Annotated in this window: 13 protein-coding genes; all 13 read right to left on the bottom strand. The window is 71.4% G+C overall.

The window, feature by feature from the left end:
- Positions 1-6: 6 nt before the first annotated feature.
- From KCH87_RS14545 to KCH87_RS14485, 13 genes are read right to left on the bottom strand one after another with little or no spacing between them, the layout of a single operon-like run.
- Complete coding sequence (locus KCH87_RS14545; protein WP_210586484.1) at positions 7-2154, bottom strand: hypothetical protein; 2148 nt, start codon at positions 2152-2154, stop codon at positions 7-9.
- Positions 2154-5927, bottom strand: a complete 3774-nt coding sequence (locus KCH87_RS14540; RefSeq protein ID WP_210586483.1) for a putative baseplate assembly protein — start codon at positions 5925-5927, stop codon at positions 2154-2156. Before KCH87_RS14540 ends, KCH87_RS14545 begins: the two co-directional genes overlap by 1 nt.
- Positions 5924-9022 (bottom strand): putative baseplate assembly protein, encoded by a 3099-nt coding sequence (locus tag KCH87_RS14535; protein ID WP_210586482.1) that lies wholly within the window; start codon positions 9020-9022, stop codon positions 5924-5926. Before KCH87_RS14535 ends, KCH87_RS14540 begins: the two co-directional genes overlap by 4 nt.
- On the bottom strand, positions 9019-9405 hold the full coding sequence (locus tag KCH87_RS14530) for a GPW/gp25 family protein (RefSeq protein WP_210586481.1): 387 nt from the start codon (positions 9403-9405) through the stop codon (positions 9019-9021). The genes KCH87_RS14535 and KCH87_RS14530 overlap by 4 nt, the downstream gene beginning before the upstream one ends.
- Positions 9402-9737, bottom strand: coding sequence for a hypothetical protein (locus KCH87_RS14525; protein ID WP_210586480.1), 336 nt, complete (start codon positions 9735-9737; stop codon positions 9402-9404). Before KCH87_RS14525 ends, KCH87_RS14530 begins: the two co-directional genes overlap by 4 nt.
- Before the next feature lie 19 nt (positions 9738-9756).
- Positions 9757-10293: a phage baseplate assembly protein V gene (locus KCH87_RS14520; RefSeq protein WP_210586479.1), complete on the bottom strand. Its 537-nt coding sequence runs from the start codon at positions 10291-10293 to the stop codon at positions 9757-9759.
- A 26-nt stretch (positions 10294-10319) separates the two neighbouring features.
- Positions 10320-11459, bottom strand: coding sequence for a hypothetical protein (locus tag KCH87_RS14515; protein ID WP_210586478.1), 1140 nt, complete (start codon positions 11457-11459; stop codon positions 10320-10322).
- The gene (locus KCH87_RS14510; RefSeq protein ID WP_210586477.1) at positions 11452-11823 is read right to left on the bottom strand and encodes a hypothetical protein; all 372 of its coding nucleotides are present in this window, start codon (positions 11821-11823) and stop codon (positions 11452-11454) included. Before KCH87_RS14510 ends, KCH87_RS14515 begins: the two co-directional genes overlap by 8 nt.
- A gap of 11 nt (positions 11824-11834) precedes the next feature.
- On the bottom strand, positions 11835-12521 hold the full coding sequence (locus KCH87_RS14505) for a hypothetical protein (RefSeq protein WP_210586476.1): 687 nt from the start codon (positions 12519-12521) through the stop codon (positions 11835-11837).
- Positions 12518-13081, bottom strand: coding sequence for a HEAT repeat domain-containing protein (locus KCH87_RS14500; protein WP_210586475.1), 564 nt, complete (start codon positions 13079-13081; stop codon positions 12518-12520). The genes KCH87_RS14505 and KCH87_RS14500 overlap by 4 nt, the downstream gene beginning before the upstream one ends.
- A 12-nt stretch (positions 13082-13093) precedes the next feature.
- Positions 13094-19636 carry a DUF4157 domain-containing protein gene (locus tag KCH87_RS14495; RefSeq protein WP_210586474.1) on the bottom strand — a complete coding sequence of 2181 codons (6543 nt, stop codon included), beginning with the start codon at positions 19634-19636 and terminating at the stop codon, positions 13094-13096.
- Positions 19633-19962 carry a hypothetical protein gene (locus KCH87_RS14490; protein WP_210586473.1) on the bottom strand — a complete coding sequence of 110 codons (330 nt, stop codon included), beginning with the start codon at positions 19960-19962 and terminating at the stop codon, positions 19633-19635. Before KCH87_RS14490 ends, KCH87_RS14495 begins: the two co-directional genes overlap by 4 nt.
- A complete protein-coding gene (locus tag KCH87_RS14485; RefSeq protein ID WP_210586472.1) occupies positions 19953-21896 on the bottom strand; it encodes an ATP-binding protein in 1944 nt (647 codons plus the stop codon). Before KCH87_RS14485 ends, KCH87_RS14490 begins: the two co-directional genes overlap by 10 nt.
- Between the last annotated feature and the right edge of the window lie 27 nt (positions 21897-21923).

The following is a 21923-nucleotide window of genomic DNA, read 5'->3' as shown; positions in this document are numbered from 1 at the left end:
ATCCCGTCATGTCACGAAGAAGATCCCGGCGTCCGTGCCCGCGGGCGTGTACTCCTCCAGCCGCGCGCGCAGGCCGTCCTCGCGCTGCGGCCGGTACAGGTCGTGGAAGGCGCCCAGTTCGGCGCCGTCGTCGGATCCGCGCCGGATCTCCTCGGGACCGCCGTCGGCCAACTGCCCGTACCAGGGCGTCCCGTAGCGCACGGCGGCGAACAACGGCCGTACGGCTGTGCAGCGGTGGCGTCGCGGAGTGCGCGAGCCCGCGGGTACGGCCGAGTACCGCATGCAGCCGATGCCGCGCCGGGCCACGTGCAGCTTCCCGGTGAGGATCGAGTTCTCGGCGATCTCGACGGCGTGCGTGTGGATTTCGCCGATCACGGTCGTCCGGTGCAGATGGAGCACGGCGTGGGCGTGGCGGCAGTCCGGGGCGGACAGGGCCTCGCGGTCGTCGCCGGTGGCGTCGAGGACGCTGTCGCGGAGGTGGATGTCGAGGGGTTCCTCCGTGACCTCGTCGCCGATGACCTCGATGGTGCCGAGGATGCTGTGCTCGACCTGGAGGCAGGCGGTGGTGCGTTCCAGGACGACGCTGGGTTCCTCGGGCGAGTGCGGCTCGCACTCCGGCTCCAGGGACCAGCCGGGCACGAGCGTGGAGTGGCGTACGACGACGGCGCCCATCGGGCCGGTGACGTTGATGCCGCGGCCGGCGACGAGGAGCCCGTCGAGGACGATGCGCGGCCGCTCGTGCGGGGCGCAGTCCTCGGACACCGCACGGATGTTGAGGGCGTCGGGGCGGTTGCTGTACCAGTCGAGCAGCCGGATCACGGGCCGGGTGCCTTCGGCGGCCCGCAGTTCGAGGCGGTCGCCCGGGTCGAGGTCGAAGTCCAGCTGCTCCTGGTAGGCGCCACTGTGGGTGATCTCGATGATGCCCTCGGGGCCGGTGCGGTCCGCCCGGCGGTCGTTCTGCCAGGCCCGGTAGGCGTCCATGATCTGCCGGTACGGCTGTCCGGGGCCGACCCGGTAGAAGGCGGCGTCGGGGCGCGGCACACGGTCGTCCCGGTCGTACTCGCCGCCGCCCATGTCGGCGCCGAACGCGTAGTGGTGGTCGACCCACACGCCCTGCCGGGGCGCGGACCGCGCGCCGAACGCGATCCGGCCCAGTTCCGGGTCGACGGCGACCTGACCACGCTTCGGCCGGTAGCGCCACTCGGACAGGTCGGCCACGACGATGTCCTGCGGCGGTACGGGCTTGTCCTCGCCGTCGCGCCGGATGACGAAGCTCTTGCCGGGGCCGTAGTAGTCGGCGAGCCGGTCGTGGAGCATACGGCGGGTGATGAAGGCGGGCACGTTGTCGACCGCCGCGATGTGCGTGGGCGACGGCTCCGGGACCGGCTTGGTGACCAGGGGGCTGTCGTTGCCGAGGATCGAGAAGGTGTAGAGGTTGCGGGCGCGGTCGATGCAGTAGGCCGGGGACGACGTCAGCGAGTACGCCTTGAGCCGCCACACGAAGAGTCCTACGCCGGCCGGGGTCCAACCACCCTGACGGTAGCGGGAGTTGGCACTCCGGACGTCGACCGTGCGGGCCGTCGCCGTGAACGCGCCGCCCGCGAGGGCGAGTTCGGAGGAATTCCGCAGGTCGACAAGGCGCCCACGGGTGGCGCGCTCGGTGCCCCCGTACAGCTTCACGGGCTGGTGGTGGGCGACCAGGCGGGACAGCTCGACGGCGCGGGCGGGCCAGCCGGTGATCTGCTCGGACAGTTCCTCCAGCAGGTGGAGGGTGCCCTTGCGGCGGCGGTTGGCGACCGTCGCGGCCACGTCGCGGCGCGGGGCGACGGCCTCGGCGAGCGCCGCCCGGCCGCCCTCGTGCAGGCCGGTGGTGAGGACGCGTTCGTAGCCCGGCAGGGTGCGGTAGCCGACGAGATCGCCGAGGTAGGGCAGCACCCAGGGCGCCGCGGTCTCCACGAACAGATCGTCGTAGCCCTGCTGGACACCGTCGCGGACCCGGTCCAGCTGCTCGGCGACGACCGCGAGCAGCGCACGCAGCGCCTCGCCCTCCTCGGCGTCACGCAGCAGGTGCCAGCGTGGCAGCAGCGCGGCGAGCCCGTCCGGCTCGCGGGACGTCGCCGGGGCAGTCGTCTCGAACTGGACGTCCGGGGACATCACTTGACCTCCGTCAGGATCAGGGTGTCCGCGGCACGCGGCGACAGCAGCGCGAGCTGGGCCGGGCGGATACCGCGGAAGACGAACACCGACCGGCCCTTCGGCAGGCGCCGGGTGTCGGTGATGTCGGGGTTGAGGCGCAGGAGTTCGGCGAGCGGGATGCCGTAACGAGCCGCTACGGCACTCAGGGTCTCGCCGTCGTCGGCTCGGACGGTGTGGACCGTCTCGTCGTACGTCGCCGGATGCGCGGGCACGCTGGTCCTCGGTGCGCCGGGGCGGGTGAGCAGCTCGGTGAGCCGGTCCGGGGTGGCGGACGCGGGGATCCCGGTGAAGACGTCGACGTCCACGTAGTCGACGCCGGGCACGGTGTGGGCCGCGGCCAGGATGTCGGAGAGCCGGGCGGGCTGCGCCAACTCCCGTCCCTCGTAGCCGAGTCGGCGCAGCAGTGCCTGGCGCAGGCGCGGCTCGACGAACTCCCAGGCGTGGTCGGGGGCCACCTTCACCTTGGCGGCGACCACGAGGAGGACCAGCTCGCGGAGGTCCACCCGGACCGGGAGGCCCAGGTCGCCGTATTCGGTGAGGGCGGCGCGCAGCGGCCGGAGGGTCTCCTCGCCGAGCGGCACGTCGTCCGTGCCCGCGACCGTCACGTGCACGACGCGTCGCCGCCCGTCGAAGAGTTCCCGTGCGGCTGCCCGGCCGATGCCGGCGCGGGAGCGGGCGAAGTCCTCGTAGTCCGCCGTGGACACCAGCCGGTCCAGGGACGAGACCGCGAGGGGGATCGTACGGCGGGTCAGGCCGGGCCCGTCCGCGTCCGAACCGCCCGTCGCCGCACGGGGGTTGGTGACCGCGGTGACGCCGAGCGGCCGGGAGAGGGGCTGGGTGATCCGGTCGGCGGCGACGTTGGCGGCCTTGCCGGTGCCGAAGCGGTAGCGGGCGCGGACGTTCTCGTGGCCGCTGGGCAGGCGGGCGCCGTGGATGCCGTCGCCGAACGTGACGGTTGTCCGGCCGTCCGCCGTGCTGCCGGTGATGTAGACACGCTCGCCCGGGCCGCGTCCGGCGAGGCTGTCGACCTCGTGCCAGAGCACGCCGTCGATACGGATCTCCAGCACCGGGGTGGCGCCGAGGGGGTTGTCGTCGGCGAGCCAGGTGAGCGGGGTCTGCCAGAGCGCGAAGGTCTGGTTCACCCGGTCCGAGTCGCCGCTGCCGATCGCCTCCTCGCGGCTCTCGCCGTGGGTGACCTCGACGACGTTGCCGAGGATGCGGACCGTCTCCCGCCGGTAGCGGTGGGCCAGGTCGGCGGTGAGGGTGAGCGCGGTGTGGACATGGTCGCCGGGCAGTTGGGGGTCGACGGCCGCATCGGCGGTGGCGATCGTGACGACCTCGGTGGCGGCGAGGCCGGCCACGCCCGGGATGTCGGTGCGCTCGCCGCTGACGATCAGTGTGCGGCCGGGCCTCAACCCGTCGTACAGCTCGGCGAGTTCGATCTCGTTGCCGTACACGTCCTCGGCAAGGGGCTCGTCCGCCGGCCGCAGGGGCTCGCCCGCCGCGTGCACGGTGGTGTCGCGGATGTGCGAGAGCAGCACGTCGAACTCGTCCAGCCAGGGGTCGGCGAGGGTGAGTTCGGTGCCGCGGCCGGTGATGCCGTAGTTCGTGTACGCGGCCGTGCGCGCGGCGACCACCTGCGTGGTGACGAAGGCGAGCTTGGCGTCTCCGGGGATGCCGTCCTGGGTGCCCTTTGCGGGGCGCTGGACGGCGACCCAGCTGCCGACGGTGATGCCCGTGTGCACGGTGTCGAGTTGCAGCACGCTGCGGTTGACGGGCTGCGGCTTGCTGGCGATGACCACCTCGACGTTGGGCTCAGCGGTGCCCATGGTGTAGCGGGCGCTGACCTCGTACTCGCCGTGCGTGAACTGCTCGCTCGCGCCCGGCCGCAGGGCGACCTCCTGGGCCGTGCCGTTGTGGATGCCCACATGGACCAGGCCGTCGTCGTCGGGCCGCGACACGAACAAGGTGCGCTCGGGCAGCCCCGAGTGCAGACGGACTGTGACGCCGGGCTCCTGGGAGTCGGCGGGACGACGGTTGAGCCAGTTCAGGTCGCGGTCCTGGCCGGCGCGGACGGACAGCTCGACCTGGCCCGGGCCCAGCGCGAAGGTGACGAACTGCGGGACGGGCAGGTTCTCGGCGCGCTGGTCGGAGCTACTGCCCTCGACGTGCTGGAACTCGGCCCTGACCGGAACCTTGCCCGCCGTGTCGTACACGACGCGCATGCTGGTCAGAGCCGCGCCGGTGAGCGGCCAGTCCGCCGTGCGGATGACCCGGCCCCGGAAGTCCTGGACCGGCTTGAGCGGGGCCGTGGCGCCGAAGGGCGCGGCGGTGACGCGCATGGCGAGGAGGTCGCGGAGGAGCTGGGGGGTGGTGGGAGCGGCGGCCGCCTTTCGCCAGGCCGGATAGAGGCCGGTGAGGCCGGGGTTGAGGGCGGCGAGGAGCCGGGCAGGGTCGGTGGCCTGGCGCGGGGTGCCGGTTGCGGCGGGGGTGACAGAACTCAGGGCGGGCAGTACAGCGGCCAGGGCCTGAAAAGCAGCGGTCCGGGGATCGCCCTTCAGGGGCGCGGGGAACTGCGCGACCAGCCCCGACGGCGCCGCAGCCGCCGAACCCACCGACTCAACCGTCTGCGCAGGCGCCAACTCCAAGGCACGCTCGGCCAATTCCGCAAGCACCGCCTCCAGCTGAGCAAACCACTCCGCCACATCTTCATACGGCGTAGCCAAGACCTGCGCCTCGCCAAGCCTCGCCACCGGCTCCACAAGCCGCGCCGCGAGCTGTTCCGGCGTCTTCACCGCGTCCAGATCGGTCCGCAGCGGCGCAAGAACCTGATCCTCGAAGTCCTCGATCAGCCGGCTGACCGGACGCGGGTTGGGCACCTCGGGCGTGGGCGGCTCGTCGCCGGGTTCGCCGGGTGTCGCAGGCGCAGCCGTCCAGCGCCGTACCTCATCGACGAGCTCCTTCAGCGTCGGCGGCGCCGACTTGGGCAGAGAGATCGCGGTGATCTCGTCATCCCGGTCGACCCGCGTCTTGGCGACCGGCAGCAACTTCCGCGCGCCGCCCGCCTGTTCACCGAAGACGAAGAGCAGCTGGTCACCGGTCTGGAGGGAGTTCGCCGTGCCCTCGACGAACAGCTCGGAGCGACGTTCCAGGTCCTCGGGGGTGACGAGGGAGGGGCGGCGGCGCCGTACCTTCAGCTCGTTCCAGTCCCAACGGGCCGTCAGATCACGGCTGGTCTCAAACGTCTGGGACTGCTCGTCGGCGGACGCCGGCACGCTGTGGCTGCGTGCTCCGCGCGGGACGATCACCGGCAGGGTCTCGGCGCGCGGGTCGCGTTCAAGGGTGTAGGCGACGTGGGTCGTGGCCGCGACGCCGGGGCGGGGCCGGTGGCCGACGAGCCGCCCGAGCAGCACCAGCGAGCGGTGCTCGTTCGCGGTGCGGAGGTACGCCTCGTCGGCGATCCGCTCGGAGTGGAAGGTGAGCAGGTCGCCCAGGACGGCGGTGGCGTCGAGCAGGCCGATCGCCGGGTCGTCGGGGGTACGGACCGTCAGACCGTTGAGTGCCGGGTACGCGGGCGAGGCGAGCCGGTCGAGCAGGGCGGCCAGGAAGGAGCCGTACTCGCCGACGCGGTAGTCGAGCGCGGTGCGGCCGGGAGGGTTGTGGAGCGGGGCGGGCGCGAGGCGCTCGTCATGGCCGCCGCACGCTCCGCCGCAGGAGCACGCCTGGCTCATCGGGCACCTCCCAGGGATATCGCCAGCAGGCCGTTCTCCGGCCGGTCCGGGTCGTTGTCGCAGATGGCGATCTCCAGCGGGCCGAGCCGCAGCACGCCGTCCTCCCTCTCTCCTCGGTCCTGTTCGAACAGCCGCCGCAGCCGGGTGACTCGGACGCTCTCCACGCCCGGCACCGCGGCCGCCACGGCGACCAGACGGCTGAGCCGGACGGGTTCCCCGAAGCTGAGCGCGTCGGGGTGGAAGAAGCCGTTGCGGCCGCTGCCCAGCACCCGGTACAGCTCGGCCAGGATCTGTCCGTGCTGGTGACCGGGCTTGGCACACACGGTCAGCGCGATGTCGAGCGGGACCGGGCGGGCCGGGCCGACGACCAGGTCGTGGCCGATACGCCGGTACGCCTCAAGGGCCTGCTCGACAGAGGCGAGCAGCTCCGCCGACGGGGCACCGGTGCCGTACGCGTCGATCGCGATGTGGGCCTCCTGGACGCTGCCGGTCCAGCGGATCTCGGCGGCGGCACGCTGTACGCCGGGCACGGCGGAGGCGAGGGCCGCGTAGTCCTCGGCGGTGACCGCGCGCAGCCGGGTGCGGCGCAGGTCGAGCGGGGCCAACTGGCGTACCTGCTCGACGTCTTCGGGCTCCGTGCCGCCGCCTGCGGGCAGCGGGTTACGGACGACGGCGGCCGGTGGCGGGTCGCAGTCGTCCTGAATTACCAGGTGGTTGATGGCCTCCGCGCCGACGTTGCCCGCGATGCCGCCGCCGAGCCGGTAGCGGAGAGCGAGGCGCGAACCGGGCGTCGGCTTCGCCCCGTGCCGTCCGTCGCCGAAGCGCAGCGCGATGCGGCCGTCGTCCTGGAGTTCGCCGACGAAGTGCCGGTCGCGGGAGGCGCTGTCAAGCAGGTCGCGGCGCGGCTCCCACACGGCGTCACCGTCTTCGTGGGCTCGTACGGCGGGCAGCGCGCGGCGCGGATCCTGCGCGAGCCCGCCGGTCGCGGAGCCGCGGAGCACCGGCTCGTCGGGGTGGAGTCCGGCCGCGTACGACGGGCCCCAGCTGTGCGCGATCTCCCACGCGATATGGCCGTCGAGGACGGTGCCCGCGCGGGCCCGCGCGGTGAGGATCTCGACCCGCCGCAGCTTGGCGTCGAGCAACTGGTCGCTCCGGTGCAGGAGTTCCCGCAGGGCCCGCACCGGGTGCAGGCGGAGTTCGAGGCGCTCCAGGATCTTCAGGCCGAAGACGACGGCGAGCTCGGCGATCTCCTCGTCGCCGAGTCCGTCCCGGTCCCGGGCGCTGCGCCACAGCTCGACGAGCCGTTGCCGTACCCGTGCGGGGATGGCGGCGATCCGCTCGGCCTGGCCGGCGGACACGGTCCGCGGATCGGGGAAGGGGACGGCCTGCGTGACGGGCGTGCGGCCGAGGACGGGCCGGAAGCGGGGCCGGATCCCCGGGTAGACGGTCTGGGCGAGCAGCGTGCGCAGGGCACCGGCCTGGGCGTACGCGGTGCCGGGGACGACGCGCTCGTGCCGCTGCCCGGCCCGCTCCAGGCCCAGCCCGGCGCGTACGGTCGCGGGCTCACCGACCACCTCGAACAGCTCGCGGACGTCGTCGGGGGTGAGTGCTTCTCCGCACTCCGCCTTGTCCGTGAGGGAGTTGATGAGCCGCGCGGGCGCGTTGCCCTCGGCGCGGTCGTAGCAGCCGAAATCCGGCGGGTCGCAGGGCGCGACCACGGCGGGTTCCTGCGGCACGGTGACCGTCTCGGGGAGTCCCGCCTGGGAGCGCCCGTGATCGACGAGGACGACGTTGCCGCGGGCCAGGCTCACGTCCTCGACGGGCAGGCAGTCGCGGCCGCCGCGCGTGGTGAGGCAGAGCGGGAAGCGGAGGGCGTCCTCGGCGGCCCAGGTGACCTCCAGGACCGGCTGGTCCTCGATGCGGTCGATGCCCGGGGTGACGGAGGTCAGGCGTACGGCCTGGCGGTGGGCGGGGTCGGCGTCGCCGGGGGTGCCGGTGCGCGGGCCCTTCACTTCCTCCAGCACGAGCAAGTCACCGGGTTCGAGGTCGAGTTGGCGGTCACGGCAGGTCTCCGGGTCCTGCCACTCGTCCCTCAGCGTGGCGGACGTGGCGCCCTTGGGCAGGGTGCACACCTCACCGCCCCAGCTCCACAGGCGGATCGCGTTGTGCGCGACCCGCAGCTCCAGCGGGTCAGCGGTGACGACCGGTTCGAAGACCTCCACCGAGCCGCGCTCGTCGAGGTCGCCGAGGTCCGCTTCGCCGATGACCGTGCCGGGTTCGGGACGGTCGTGCGGGTCGAGGGTGCGGACGTCGACGGAGGCGAAGCGGTAGGTGCCCGGGGTGAGCGTGTGGTCGCCCGCGGTCTCCACGGCGACGTACGCGCGGGCCGTGCAGCCGTCGTGCATCGCGTAGTCGATGAGGCGGACGTGCCGTCGTACGGAGACCCGGCGGCGTGCGGTGTCGAGGTAGGCCTCGGTGGCCACGGCGTCCTGCTGGTAGCTGATCTGGTCGCCGGTGTACGCGAGCAGCTCGACGAGGGTCATGCCGAGGTCGGCGGGGTTGCGCTCGACCCAGTCGGGCGTGGTGAGCGCGAGCCGGTCGAGGAGCAGCTTGCGGATGGTGTCGTAGTCGCGGGCCGTGTAGTCGACGACGGGCGCGTCCGGGAAGTCCGGGGTCTCGTCGCCGTCTTCCTTGCAGTCGAAGGGAGTCGGGCAGTCGGGCCGGAAGGAGAAGGAGGCGCTGTGGTAGCGCTGGTCGAAGCCGCGGTACGGCTCGGTGCCGGGCCGGCCGTAGGGGTCGGCCTCCACGAGGGAGAGCCGGTAGCGGGAGGTGTCGCCGGCCCGGTCGAGGGTGACGTAGAGCCGGTCGTCGAGCTCCGGGTCCTCCTCGCGTTCGACGCTGACGTCGACGGCGGTGATGCCGGTGATGCGGCGGCCGCCGTCGATGCGGACGTTCTCCGGGCAGAGGCCGTGCGGGGCCTTGCCGAGGAAGGTGACGGTGAGCAGCAGTCCGTCGTCGCTGACCTCGACGGCGTCGACTCCGCCCAGCTGGGCGGCTCTCACCTTGGCCCGCCTGGGTGCGGTCGTGCTCGTCATACGGCGGCCCTCCCTTCGAAGACGTCGTCGCGCCGGGTGCCGTCGGAGCGGAGGGCGTACGACAGATACACGCGGACGACGTGGTCCTCGCTGACCACGTCGAGGGCCTCCACGTCGATGAGGTCGCCGAGCCAGCGCTGGAGGGAGGCCTGGACGGAGAGTTCGAGGGTGCTGATCAGCTCGGGGCTGTTCGGGGCGAAGACCAGGTCGAGGAGTCCGCAGCCGAAGTCGGGTCGCATGACGCGCTCGCCGGGGCTGGTGAACAGCAGCTGCTCGATCAGGTCGTGGACGTGCTCGCCGTGGCGGGCGTGCGCGGTACGACCCCGCCGGTCGGCCCGGAACGGGAACGCGATGTCGCTACGGGTGCGGGTGCGTGGGCTCATCGGACGGTGACCTTTCGCTGCGCGGCCTGGACGACGGGCGGTCCCTGCGGGACGAAGGCCGCCGTGAGGCACTGGGCCGCGGAGGTGTCGAGCAGCACGGGCGCGCCGTCGACCGTGATGCCGTTGCTGTCGGCGGTCCAGCGGACCGAGACGCACGGTGAGGGCACACCGTCGACGGTGTGCGGGCAGCCGGCGACCACATAGGAGTGGTCGGCCGTGGCGACGGCGGCGCCACCGACGCTCACGCCGCCGGAGGATGTGGTGGCGGCGGTGGCACGGCCGCCGTGCGGACAGCCGATCACGGCGCCCGCGTCGAGCAAACTCCCGGACACTTCTCTCGTCCCCCGTCTTCTATCGCTTCGAGAGCACGGTCAACTGGCCCTCGTTGATGGTCACTTCACGGCCGCGCAGGATGACCTCGGCGCCCGCGCCGGTCGCGATGACCACGGCTTCCTTGGTGATGCGGATGTACGCGCCGCCCTGGGCCTGGAGGAGGATCCCCTGCTCCGCGCCGGGCGTGTCGTTCATGACGAGCTTGTGCGCCTGCGGTGTCTGTACGACGACCGGCTTGTTCGGCGAGTTCGCCTGGAGCTCGCGGCGGGCGTCGGGCGGCAGTTCCTCGGCGGCGCCGTACCAGCACCCCGTCCACACCGGGAAGCTGGGATCGCCCTGCTCGAACTCCACCCACACACCCGTGCCCGGCGGCGGCACCACGAACTGGCCCGCCTCGGGTCCGGTGAACGGCAGACAGGGCAGCGCCCAGGTGGACGGCTCGTCTCCGAGGACGTCCGGGACCTCGACGGTGATCCGGCCGATGCGCAGCGGGTCGTCGTTGCTGACGACCCGGCCGCGGAACTTGCCGAGGTAGTGATTGCTGGGTGCCGCCATGCTGGTGCCTTCCGGGCTTTGGGCTTTCAGGGCCTGACGTAGTCGCTGCGGGCTTCGAGGCCCTCGCGGGAGAGGGTGAAGTTCTGCTGGTAGGAGCCCGGGCGCAGGTTGTGCGTGACGGACTTGACGTAGTAGTCGCCGTCGTAGGCCCGTCCCGCGCCCCGCACGCCGACGAGCTGACGCGGCGCGAGGATGTAGCCGTGCCGGTTGACGTCGAGGGAGCCTGAGCCGGAGACGACGTCGGCGGAGACGGCAGCGCGGGCCAGCAACTCGGCCTCGGCCTGCTCCCGTTGCTGCTTGGCGGTGCCGGAGAGGGTCTTGCGCTTGAGGGCAGGGGTGGGCCGGCGGCCCAGCGGTGGGCGCAGGGGGCTGATCGACGGCTGGGGCAGCAGGGTGGACTGCCGGGTTCCCGGGTCCTGCCAACGGGCCTGCGGTTCCTCGCGCGCGGTCCCGTCGTAGGCGAAGGTCAACTGGTCGACCGTGGTGTTCGCGTCCATGTTGACGTTGAGGGCGTGCTGGCGGATGCCGAGGCGGACTTCCGGTCCCCAACGGGCGGAGGACTGGCCGGGGTTGGGCCCGGGCTCCAGATAGAAGGTGTAGCCGTTGGCCCTGGCCAGCTCGGTGACGTACTGGAGGTCGGTGCCCGTCTGGTAGTGCACGCGCAGGTCCTGGTGGGGCGGCTGGGCGATCTGCTCGGCGTAGATGTCCGGCCGGATGCCGTAGTCGGAGTAGCGGCGCAGGATGTTCAGGACGCGCTCGGAAGGCGGCAGGTTGGGGTAGCGGGCGGTGCGCTCCTCCAGGTCCATGAGCAGGGTGAGGTCCTCGCCGGTGACGGTGAGGGTGGAGTGCCCCGGCTGATTGCTGGCGCCGACTTCCTGACGCACGATCAGACCGTCGAACAGGACGTCGGGAGTACCCCGGACACTGACGGTCACGACGAGCCGCGTCTTCGGGTCGAAGAACCCCTCGGGCAGCAGCCGTTGGTTGATGATTCCGGTCTTGGTGAGGTCGAAGGCCAGCTGGAAGCCGCTGCGCTCCCCCGCGGTGGCGGTGATCTGAGCGGACAGCAGGGCCTCGGTCACCTCGGCGGGGACGGGCCGGACGAGCTTCGGCCCCATCAGGAGCGTGATGTGGACGGGGCCCTGCCCCACGGGCTGTTCAGACACGCCGGTGTCCTCCGGGCCCGGGGATCTCGACGGTCCGCCCGGCCTCGTCCGTCAGCTCACCCGGATCCAGTACGGGGTTGGCGTCGGCGATGCGCCACCACTGACCGGGGTCGCCGAAGTACCGCTGGGCGAGCAGGTCGGGGCGCTCGCCGGCGCCGACGACGTGGGGCTGTGTCCCCTGTGTCCCCTGCGTCTCCTGCTCGTCGAGCGGGGGCAGCAACCGTCGCTTGGCGTACCGGACTTCGGTGCCGTCGGGCAGGCGGTGGACCCCGATCTCGGCGTCGTGGTAGCGGCTCGTCCGCGGATACGGGTGGGCACCCGGTATCGCGCCCAGTGCACTCTCGTAAGGCTCGATGTCGGCCATGGCGGTGTTCCTCAGCCCCTTCCGCTCATTACGTCCGCGCCGGGCAGGCCGAGCGCGCCCAGACTCCCGCCCCGCGCGGCTGCGGCGAGCCGTTCCTTCTGCGCGAGGTGGGCCATGTACAGATCGGCACCGCGATGCCCGGCGGGCAGGTCGCTGACCGTGAGGATCTTCATCCCGATGCCGAGCGAGGCCCGGATGGGATTGAGATTGACGTCGAAGGCGGACTCGTTCACGGACAGCTCGGTGAGCCGCACGGGCATGACCCGCTTGCTCCCCCAGGTGAACAGCGTCAACGGCATCTCGATCGGGCTGATCTCGATGGTCCCGTTCTGCGCCAGCCGGCTCGCCGCACGAAGCTGCGCGGTGGTCGGCTGCACGAGCATCTCCAGCGTGGCGAGCTGCGGGTGGATCCCGTCGGGCGCCGCGATCTCCAACTGGTCCGTCGCGTCGATCTCAGCGGTGAACTTCCAGGTCTCCTCGGCGGGACCCTTGAGCCGGAGCGCCTCGTTACGGTCCCCGCTACCGGTGCCGCCGCTTCCGGCGTCACCACTGTCACCGGCCGACTGGGGGGCGACGCTGCGTTCCAGGGTGTCCGGGTTGAACTGGAGGACGATGACGCGTTGGGGGGTGCCGGTGTCGGGGTTGACCACGACTATTCCGGAGCGGATGGGTTTGGGGATGTCGGCGTAGCGGGTCACTGCCCGCCTCCCCTGAGGCCCTCGATGAGAAGGGCCGCGTTGTCCCGGATGTGATCCACCGGATCGTGGGCGAGTACTTCCTCCACGAGGTTCACCAGCCCCGGCCAGGGCAGATACCCGGTTGCGATGATGACTGCCTGACGTACTCCCGGATCCTCGTCCCGCGCCACCACGCGGAGTTCGTCCACGAAATCGTCGTCCTGTTCGCCCGGCGCGGTGAGAACGGCGGCGTAGAGAGCGACGAGCCTCTGGTTCCTGTCAGTTGCTTCCCGAAGGTCTCGGCGAGCTTCCTCATGACTCCACAGATCGCAGTGCTCTTGAATCTGCCGAGCAACCTCATCTCGCCCTTCTCCCCGCACGGTGAGGTAGCGCATGCCGATCGGTTCGTCGTCGACATGGTGAATCTCGGCGCGCTTGTCATACGTGATCCAGATGTCAATGAAGGCGCCGGCTTCTTCGCGGCGGAGGTCGACAACATCCCAGTCAAGGTCCCAGGCGAGTCGCTTGAGAGCCCGGATTGAATAGTCCGACTTAAGGACGAAACGGCTGGAGTCAGTCATCGGATTTCCTTTCTACTGCAGCCGGTAGAAACGCTTGAGGAAGTCGGACACCAGCTTCCGGCCCTTCTGCATGGCGTCATTCCTATTGATCCCGGAGATCCCCAGTCCCCCGGTTGCTGCGAGCACCCATTTCTGGGCCATCTGCTCCTCGCGCAGCGTCAGTTCATCACGTTTCTTCCCTGTGCTGCGAAGCCCCTTCTCCTGGCCCTCCTCCTGCTCCTCAAGCCCCCATCCGGACTGTATGGCCCCCATCATGGACATCGGGTACTCGCCGCGCTGCCCCAGTTGGTTGGTCCCCTCATAGCGGGCAAAGGCGTCATGGGACGATATTCCACGATCTTCCCTGCCACGCGCGATGAGGTCCGTGGTCATCGCGGCGAAGCCGATGTTGGAATAGTTTCGCGTCGACTCACGCACGAACATGAGCCAGTGGGAGTTCCGTATGAAGTCGCGCTGCTCTTCGGTCCAGCTACCGGGAAGAGTGCCGTTCCTCACGTAAGCGCGCATTCCCGCTGCGAAGTCTTCGTCCGAGAGTCTCAGTCTCTTCAGCTCATCCGGGACTTCGAAGTAGCTGCCCACTCCCGCGGTCCTGGCATTGCGCGCCCCTGGTTGGTCCTTCTCCCGAACCATCTCCTTGTCCGGACCGACCGCGTAATCCTCGTTCTTGTACCGGGGATTGTAGGGCGGGAGGGTCTCGGTGGTGCCGTCCGGCTTGGACAACTCCAAGTTGGAGCCACGTTCGCGAAGGTAGCGGACCACAGCAGGAATGTCTGCCGAGCCCGAAGTCTCCAGGACGTGCTTGGCCCCTCCGCCCGCCTCCTTGCTTTCAGCGGCATTCTTCTCTTGGCGCATCCGAGTGGCCGCGTCAGTGACGTCCTGCCGCTCCAGGATTTCCTTCGATTCCTTTCGCACCAACTCGCGCATGTCCGGAGGCTGCAGCTCGTAACCATGCTCGACGGACCCTTGAGGGTTGAGCCTGGCCTCGATGTCGAACTGCTGCTCCCCCTTCTTGTCCAGACCGGACAGGCGATACCAGAGACGCATGGCGCTCAGGGCGCCCACGAGCACACGTTCCGGCACTCCCCGCTTGAGCAGCTGACGCACCTTGGGACGGATCCGGGCGATGATCTTTTGGAGCCGTGCCTCCTTCGACTCCTTGGACTTCTCGTCCTTCTTCCGCTGGTCCTGGTCACGCCGCTTCTGCTCGCGCTGCTGCCGTTTGTCGTCGCGCAGCCGGTCCTTCCTCTTCTTGAAGGAGTCCCGCAGTTTCGACGCACCGTTCTTGAGCGCCTTGCCGACCTTGCTCTTCTTCAGCTTTCTGCCGAGGGTCTTCGCGGCGTTGCCGACCTTCTTGAGGGCCGACTTGACTGCTCCCTTGGCCTTCGAGAGGGCCTTGCCCACGGGGGACTTGGGCTTCTTGGGCTTGGTCGGCTTGGGGCCCTCGATCTCTTTCTTCTTCTTGGGGGCTGCGTCGGGAGTCTTGTCCTTGTCCGGCGCCTGGTCCTTGTCGGGCGTCCTGTCCTTGGACGCGCCTTCGTCCTTGTCCGGAGTCCTGTCCTTCGACGGATCACGGTCCGGGGTCCTGTCCTTCCCGGGTCCCGCCTCCGTGTCCTTCGGCTTCGCCGTCGTCGGATCCGGCTTCGCCGGGCCCTTCGGAGTGGCGTGGTCCTTCGGCTTCACCGGGGACTTCACCTCCGGTGACGGCCGGCCCTTCGGCTTCGGGGCAACCCCCGGCCTGGCCACGGCCTGCTTCGCGTTCCGCACCGCCCCCCGCGCCGAGTTGACCGCCGCCCCCGCCGCCTTCTTCGCCCCGCCGGCCGTCTTCTTCAGGCCGTCGAGGATCTTCTGGGACATGGCCTTGAGGCGCTTGCCGACGCCCTTGGTCGCCGAAGACAGGCGGATCATCAGGAAGTTGGTGATGAAGTCCAACAGGGCCACCACACCCGCGGCGACCGCCTCCGCGAACAGGCATGCGGCCGGGCCCGCCTTGACGGCCTTCAGGTAGGCCCAGAACTTTCCGAACGCGGACAGGATCGAGCTGATGCTCTGCCAGGCGGCCATGAGCCCCTGGACGATCGTCAGGATCGCCCCCGCCGCCGGCACGATCATCGAGACGACCTTCTCGATGACCAGGGAGGCGATCATCATCGGGAGGGAGGCGATGATCGCGTCCCAGGCCATCTTGCCGATCTGCTTCAGCGAGACGCAGCCCTTGACGAGGACGTCGATGACGGTCTTGCCGAGGCCGAGGATGCCCTCGACCTTGGTGTCGAACCACCGCTTGACGGCGACCTTGATGGCACCCCAGAGGTGGTCGGTGATGCCGGACTTGGCGGAGCTGCCCGCCTTGGAGATCCAGCCGCCCGGGTCCGGGGCGATGTCCGCCACGAGAGCGGCGAACTTGCCCAGCGCCTCGATCGCCGCCTGCGCGAACTTGATCGCTCCGACGATGACGGCCTGGTAGATCTTGATGACCGCCTTGAGACCCGCCTCAAGGACGGTGAGCAGTGCGTTCAGGCCGGCCGCCAGCGCGTCCAGCAACGTGTTGACGGCCTTCTTCAGGCCCTCCGCCAGCTCGTTGACCTTCGCGATGGCCGCGTCCCGCAGACCCTCGATCGCCTTGCGGAAGCGGTCGCGCAGCTCCGGGAAGGCGGCCAGCAGGACGTCTCCGATGGCGATCAGGACGTCGGCGAGCGCATTGATCGCCTTGACGGCCAGATCGCGTACGAAGTCGATGGCCTGGTTGGCCCACTCCTTGAACTTGTCGATGATCCCGTTGACCGCGGCGCGGGCGGCCTCGAAGACCTTGGTGACCGCTTCGAGCAGGCCCTTGAAGAAGTCGGCGACCTTGTCGGCGATCCAGCCGAGGAGGCCTCCGGAGGGCTTCTCCTCCTCCTTCTTCTTCTCGGCCTCCTTCTCGGCGTTCTCCCGCTCGGTGTCGATCTGCGAGTTGTCCTTGTCCTTGCGCTCGCCGACCTCCTTGTCCTTGTCGTCGCGCGCCTTGACGATCTCCTTGTTGCTCTTGCCGTGCTCGTCCTCGGACTTGGTGTCCGCGTCCTCGATCTTCTTGTCCTGCTCGGACCGCCAGTCCGCGCGCTGCGCTTGGGTCTCCTGGGCGACCCGGCCGCGCTCGGAAGTCTGCTGCGAGGCGTTCCGCTCGACCTCACGGTCGATCTCGGTCTGCTTCTCCCGCTTGGACTGCTGCTCGCTCTGCTGGTGTTCCTTCTCCTTGGTGCCGAGATCGCCCTGTGCCGTGCCGGCGGCGCCGACGATCTCGCCGCCCTTCTCCTGCTTGGCGACGGCGCCGACACCGGCCTTCGCGGCGGGAGCCGCTTCGAGCCCGCCGCCCTTGCCTCGCCCCCCGCCGCCGGAAGCCTTGCCGGTCAGCTGCTCCCGGGGCGCGTTGGGGAAGATCTGGTCCTCGCCCATGGGCTTGGCCGTGTCCTCGCGGCCGGTCGTCTGAAGGTCGGACTGCTTGTCCTTGAGCGCCTTGGCCTGGTCGTCGGTGCGGGTGGGATCGCTCGCACCCTCCAGGCGGATCTTCGGCGCGGGACCGACCGTCTTGTTCTCGAGCACCGGGTCGGTGGTGGGAACAGCGTCGGCCGCGGCCTCGACGTTGGCGGCCTCGGCCTCCGTGAGCCCCTTGTCCGGCACAGCGGGAGGCGGCGGCGGAGGTACGTTCTCGGCGGGCTGCCTGCCCTCGGCCTTCTCGCCGCCCTTGGCCTTCTGCTTCTCGGCCTGGTCCTCCGGGCCCAGCTTCTCCACCTTGCCGGTGACCTGGGCCGCCGCGGGCGCGGCCTCGGGCGGCGCCGAACGTGTCTCGGGCGCGCCCGAGGGGCGTTCCCGGGTCGGCGGGGCGGCGTCGAGCCGCTGCTGCTCCTCGCCGATCTTCTTGTCCGCAGCCTTGTCGACCCCGGGCATGGCGGCGGCAGCCTGGTCGGGAGCCAGCTTGCTCACGGTCTGCACGGCGGCCTTGGGGTCCTGCCCCGAGACGTCCGGCGGCTCCTGCTGCTTCTCCTCCGCGGCCTCGCCCCCGCCGCCTCCACAACCGCCCTGGCCCTCCCCGTCCTTCTCGGGCGCGGGCTCGGGCGGTGCGCAGCCGCCACCGTCCTTCTCCAGGGACGCCTCGGGCCGGGGGGCGGCGGTCTCCACCGTCTGGCCAGGGGTGCCGGTCTGCTCAGCGGCCGGGCTCACCGCCGCCTGTGCGACGGACGGCGCGGCACCGGGCCCGGCGGCGACCGTCGGCCCGGTCTTCTCGGCGGCGCCCACGGGCCCGCGCGGCACGGCGCCGGGCCCGGTCTCCTTGGGCACCCGGCTCTTGGCCTGCGGCGCCTCGCGCTCGGGCCGGGGCGGTTCGGCCCCGCGCCGGGCGGCGGGCGAGGGGGCACGGTCCTCGACGGGCGTCTTGGGCGTCTGCGCCCCGGCGGGCCTGGACACGGCGGCCGCGACCGGGGACGCCACGGACTGCGTCGGCGCCCCCTGGGCGGACGGCGCCTGTACGGCCGTACGCTCGCGCCCTTCGCGCCTGTCGTCCTGCGCGTCCTTGGCGTCCGGCTCCTCGTCGGTACCGTCGGCAGGCGAGTCCTCGGCGTCGTCCGGGTCCTTGGTCTGCTCCTTCTCCTGCTGCTGCTCGGCGTCGGGCTTCTCGGCCTCGGGCTCGGACTTCTCCTTGTCCTGGCTCGCGGGATCCGGGCCGACCTCCTGGTCGAGCGGCTTCTCGGTCTCCTGGAGGTCCTTGGTGGAGCGGTCCTTGTTCTGGGCTGCGGGCCCGTTCTCGGGCTGCGGGGCCTCGCCCTCGACGGGGCCCTCGTCCTGGCCGGGGGCCTTCGGCTCGGGTCCGGCCTCCTCCTCGTCCTGATCGCGCTCCCGGTTCTCCCGCTCCTGCTCGATCTTCTCGGCCTTGGTCGGCGGCGGGGCCGGGAAGGAGGGCAGGGACGGTTGGGCGGCGCCCGGTTCGAGGCGGTCCGCGGTCGGTACGCGGGACAGGTCGAGGTCGGCCTCGGGGAGATGGTCCTCGGGCTTGATCTCGGGCTCACGCTCGGCGCCCGGGGTCCGCGCGTCGTCGTCCTCGCCGCCCGCGACCTCCTTGTCAGCCCCGGCTTCGAGCCCGAGCGGCCGCTCCTCCTCGCGCGGTTCGGCCTCGGCGTCGCCGTCCTCGTCCTTGTCGTTCAGCCCGTGCTCGGAGAGCGCGGAGTCGGGCTGTTCGGCCCGCTCGTCGACCTTCTCGGGGCGTACAGGGCCGGGCTGGGCCTTCTGCTTCGGGTCCGGTTCCTCGCGCCTCGACCCGGCGGCCGGCTGAGTCTGGTCGTCGCGGCGCTTGCGCTTGTCCGCGCCCGGCGCGCTCGCCTGCTGCGGGTCGGCCTCCTCGCGCTCGCGCTGCTCCTTGCGCTCCTCCTTGGTCTGTTCGGCGCCCTCCTGCTGTCCCTCGGCGCGCTCGTCGGAGGCCTGGTCGGTGCGCTCGCGGTCGGCGGAGGCCTGCTCGTCCTCCTGCTGCTGCTCCTCCTCGGCCCGCTGCCGGGAGGCGTTGCGCTCGTCCTCCTGCTCGGTGCGCTGCGCGGCCTCCTGGTCCTCGGTGGCGGCATCCGTGCTCGCCCGGCTGCGGTCGCTGCCGCTCTTCTCGTCACGCGCCCTGGCGTCCCGCTGCTCCTCGCGCGCGTCGTCGGTCCGCTTGTCGGAGGAACCCCGGTCGGACTCCTGCTTCTTCTGCCACTGGGTGCGTTCGACGCCGAGGGCTTCGAAGAGGTCGATCTCGGGCAACGGCACATCGGCGGGCTGGAGTTCGACCGGCCCGGGGCCGTCGGCCTGGTCGGCGATGTCCAGGAGCCGCTCGTACTCGGGTGTGAGCAGCCGGGTTTCGAGGCGCTCGACGACCGCGTCCTCCAACTGCTCCGACATACGGGCGAGTTGGAGGCGTACCCGGCCGGAGGCGTCGGTGGGGTCGCCGCGCAGGCTGCGCAGTACGTTGCCCGCGAGCCGGTCCACGAGAGTCGCCGGGTCGATCGCCTCGGCGCGCATCCGGTCGGCGTCGACGGTGGTGTAGCGCAGCCAGCCGGGGGTGGGCTGTCCCTCCTCGACCTGCGGAGCTTCTTCAGAGGCCTGTACGACGGCCTGGGCCGCCGCCTCCGCCTCCCGCTCGATGGCCTGCTGCGGCAGGCTCACGGCACCCAGCTCCCGGCCCGCCCGCAGCGTGCCGAGGCCGTGCGGATTCTGCACGGTGTGCTGGAGTTCGTGGGTGAGCAGGCGCCGGCCCTCGTCGGTGCCGGGCTTGAAGGCGCCCTCGCGGAAGAAGACGTCCTGCCCGACGGCGACCGCGTCCGCGCCGAGCAGCTCGGTCAGCTGCCCGGCGTCCCGGCCGGTGTGCAGCCGGACCCGCCCGAGGTCGTGGCCGAGCTGTTCCTCCAACTCCCGCCGCAGGCCCGGGTCGAGGGGCTGGCCGGCGCCGCTGACGATGTTCTTCGGTTCGGGCGTACGGGACTTGGCGGCCCGCTCCTTGCGCTTGCGGCGCCGCTGCTCGGCAGCCTGTTCGGCGCGGGCGTCCTGGGTCTGGGAACTCATCGGCTCACCTCCCCGTGACCGCTCAGCCCTTGGTGCACGACCCTCGCCAGCTCCTGGCCGAGCCTGCGCGCGGACAGCCCGGCGGGCAGGGGCGGCAGCGCGGACAGGGCCTCGACGGCCAGCGGGCCGTCCGCGGCCAGCGGCACGCCGTGCAGCCCGACGAGCCGGGTCAGTTCGTGCTCGAAGGCGGCCGAGACCCGCTCCGGGTCGGCCCGGAAGCCGTCGAGGACCAACTCGCCGATCTCGACCCGGATCGCCGAAGGCTCCTGGCCTCGGCGGGAGTTCACACCCGAGTTCACATCCGGGTTCACGCCCTTCACACCCATCCGCGGACCTCCGTCGGCGTCAGGGAGCGCTCCAGCTTCAGGTACTCGGTGCGGGCGGCGGCCAGCATGTGCCGCATCTGGAGCCGGTCGCCCTCCTCGGCGGCGAGGAAGGCCCCGGACAGGGCGATGTTGCGGATGGAGCCGCCGGCGACGGTGAGCTGGGCGAGCAGCCCGGGGTCGATGTCCTTCACGGGCGCCTGCGGCGGCAGCACGCGCCGCCAGATCTCGGCCCGCTCGTGCTCGGCCGGGAAGGGGAAGTCGACGACGAAGCGGATGCGCCGCAGGAAGGCCGTGTCGAGGGCGCTCTTCATGTTGGTGGTGAGGACGGCGAGGCCCCGGTAGGCCTCCATCCGCATCAGCAGATAGCTGACCTCGAGGTTGGCGTACCGGTCGTGGCTGTCCTTGACCTCGCTGCGCTTGCCGAACAGGGCGTCGGCCTCGTCGAACAGGAGGAGCGCGCCGCCGCGTTCGGCGGCGTCGAAGACACGGCGGAGGTTCTTCTCGGTCTCGCCGATGTACTTGCTGACCACCTGGGAGAGGTCGATGACGAAGAGGTCGAGGCCGAGCTCCTTCGCCATCACCTCCGCGGCCAGGGTCTTTCCGGTACCGGAGCCGCCCGCGAACATGGCGGTGACACCGAGGCCGCGGCGCAGGGTGGCGCCGAATCCCCACTCCTGGTGGACGGTCGCCCGCTGCCGGACGTGCGCGACGATCTCGCGCAGCACGCTCGTCTGCCGCTCGTGCAGCACCAGGTCGCCCCAGCCGGCCTGCGGTCCGATCCGCCGCCCCAGCTCGTCCATGCCGATCCGGGCCTCGTCGAGTCCGGCCCGCCAGGCGAGTTCGGCGGCGTCCAGCTCGTCCTCGTGCGGGAGCCGGCGCCGTACGGTGGCCGCCGCGGACCGCACGATGTGCGGGGGCAGCTGGAACTGGGCGACGAGGGAGCGGAGTTCGCCCTCGTCCAGGTCGAGCTCGTCGAACGCGTCGGTCCACAGGCCGAGTTGTTCCTCGTCGTCCATCTGCGGCACGACGACGCGCGCCCCGTAGGACCGCTCGGAGCGCAGCGGGTCCTCGCTCGACACCACCACGGGTACGGCCGCCCCGGCCAGGAAGGAGTCGGTGGCGGCCCGCTGGTCGCGGTCCAGTTCGCCCGCCTCGACGAGCAGTGCGGCGGGCAGCAGGATCGCCTCGCGCTGCCACAGCCGGGCGAGCCGGTCGCGTTCGGCGGGGTCGGTCGGGACGTCCTCGGCGCTCATCGAGTAGAGCCCAAGCCCGGAGCGGGCGGCCGCCGCGGCGCCGATGTCGACGCGGCTGCGCAGATCACCGCCGGTCAGCTCGACGAGCGGCGTCTCGGTCCCGTTCGTCCAGCCCTCGGCGAGCCGGGTGGCCGCCAGGTCGTAGGCGGGCGGCAGCGCCTGGGGTACCGGGGTGCGGCGCAGCTGGCCGTGCAGCCGGGTGTCCAGATAGGGCGAGCCGAGCAGGAAGTGCAGGATGCGCTCGTCGAGCCGGAGCCGGGACAGGGTCAGCCGGGACTCGTCGTCGAGCTCGACGATCCGCCAGCGCCGCAGCGGCGCCACCGGGGTGAGCGCGCTCCAGTGCGGCTCGGCCAGCGCCGCCAGGGCGAGCGAGAAGGTCGGGTACGCCCGCTCGGGGTCCCCGCAGGCGGCGGCGCAGCGGGCGGCGGCCGTGGGCTCCAACTCCTGTGCGGCGGCGAGGAGTACGAGGTCCCGCTCGAAGGGTGTGAGCCCGAAGCAGGCGAGGAGGGCGTCGAGGGGGGCGGTGCCGGGGCCCCCGGCGGGAACGAGGGTGGCGGCGGGTGTGGTGCTGTTTCCGGCGGCCTGCCCCGCCGCGTGTGCGTCGACACGGGCCAGGACGCGCTGGACCTCCGCGGTGAGCGTGGTCCCGCCCGCCTGTCCGTTGTGCTCGTACGTTCCCATACCCTCACCTGCCCCCGTCGTCTCCAT

Origin of the sequence: Streptomyces sp. GESEQ-35, assembly GCF_017948485.1 — a bacterium.
Lineage (GTDB): Bacteria > Actinomycetota > Actinomycetes > Streptomycetales > Streptomycetaceae > Streptomyces.
The sequence above is the reverse complement of the archived record's forward strand: the minus strand, read 5'-3'. Positions and strand labels throughout refer to the sequence as shown.

Bases quoted from the DNA above. Each gene is read 5' to 3' on its own strand.
- KCH87_RS14520 (WP_210586479.1), bottom strand. From the start codon at position 10,293: ATGGCGGCACCCAGCAATCACTACCTCGGCAAGTTCCGCGGCCGGGTC.
- KCH87_RS14530 (WP_210586481.1), bottom strand. From the start codon at position 9,405: ATGAGCCCACGCACCCGCACCCGTAGCGACATCGCGTTCCCGTTCCGG.
- KCH87_RS14535 (WP_210586482.1), bottom strand. From the start codon at position 9,022: ATGACGAGCACGACCGCACCCAGGCGGGCCAAGGTGAGAGCCGCCCAG.
- KCH87_RS14485 (WP_210586472.1), bottom strand. From the start codon at position 21,896: ATGGGAACGTACGAGCACAACGGACAGGCGGGCGGGACCACGCTCACC.
- KCH87_RS14490 (WP_210586473.1), bottom strand. From the start codon at position 19,962: ATGGGTGTGAAGGGCGTGAACCCGGATGTGAACTCGGGTGTGAACTCC.
- KCH87_RS14495 (WP_210586474.1), bottom strand. From the start codon at position 19,636: ATGAGTTCCCAGACCCAGGACGCCCGCGCCGAACAGGCTGCCGAGCAG.
- KCH87_RS14545 (WP_210586484.1), bottom strand. From the start codon at position 2,154: ATGTCCCCGGACGTCCAGTTCGAGACGACTGCCCCGGCGACGTCCCGC.
- KCH87_RS14540 (WP_210586483.1), bottom strand. From the start codon at position 5,927: ATGAGCCAGGCGTGCTCCTGCGGCGGAGCGTGCGGCGGCCATGACGAG.
- KCH87_RS14500 (WP_210586475.1), bottom strand. From the start codon at position 13,081: ATGACTGACTCCAGCCGTTTCGTCCTTAAGTCGGACTATTCAATCCGG.
- KCH87_RS14510 (WP_210586477.1), bottom strand. From the start codon at position 11,823: ATGGCCGACATCGAGCCTTACGAGAGTGCACTGGGCGCGATACCGGGT.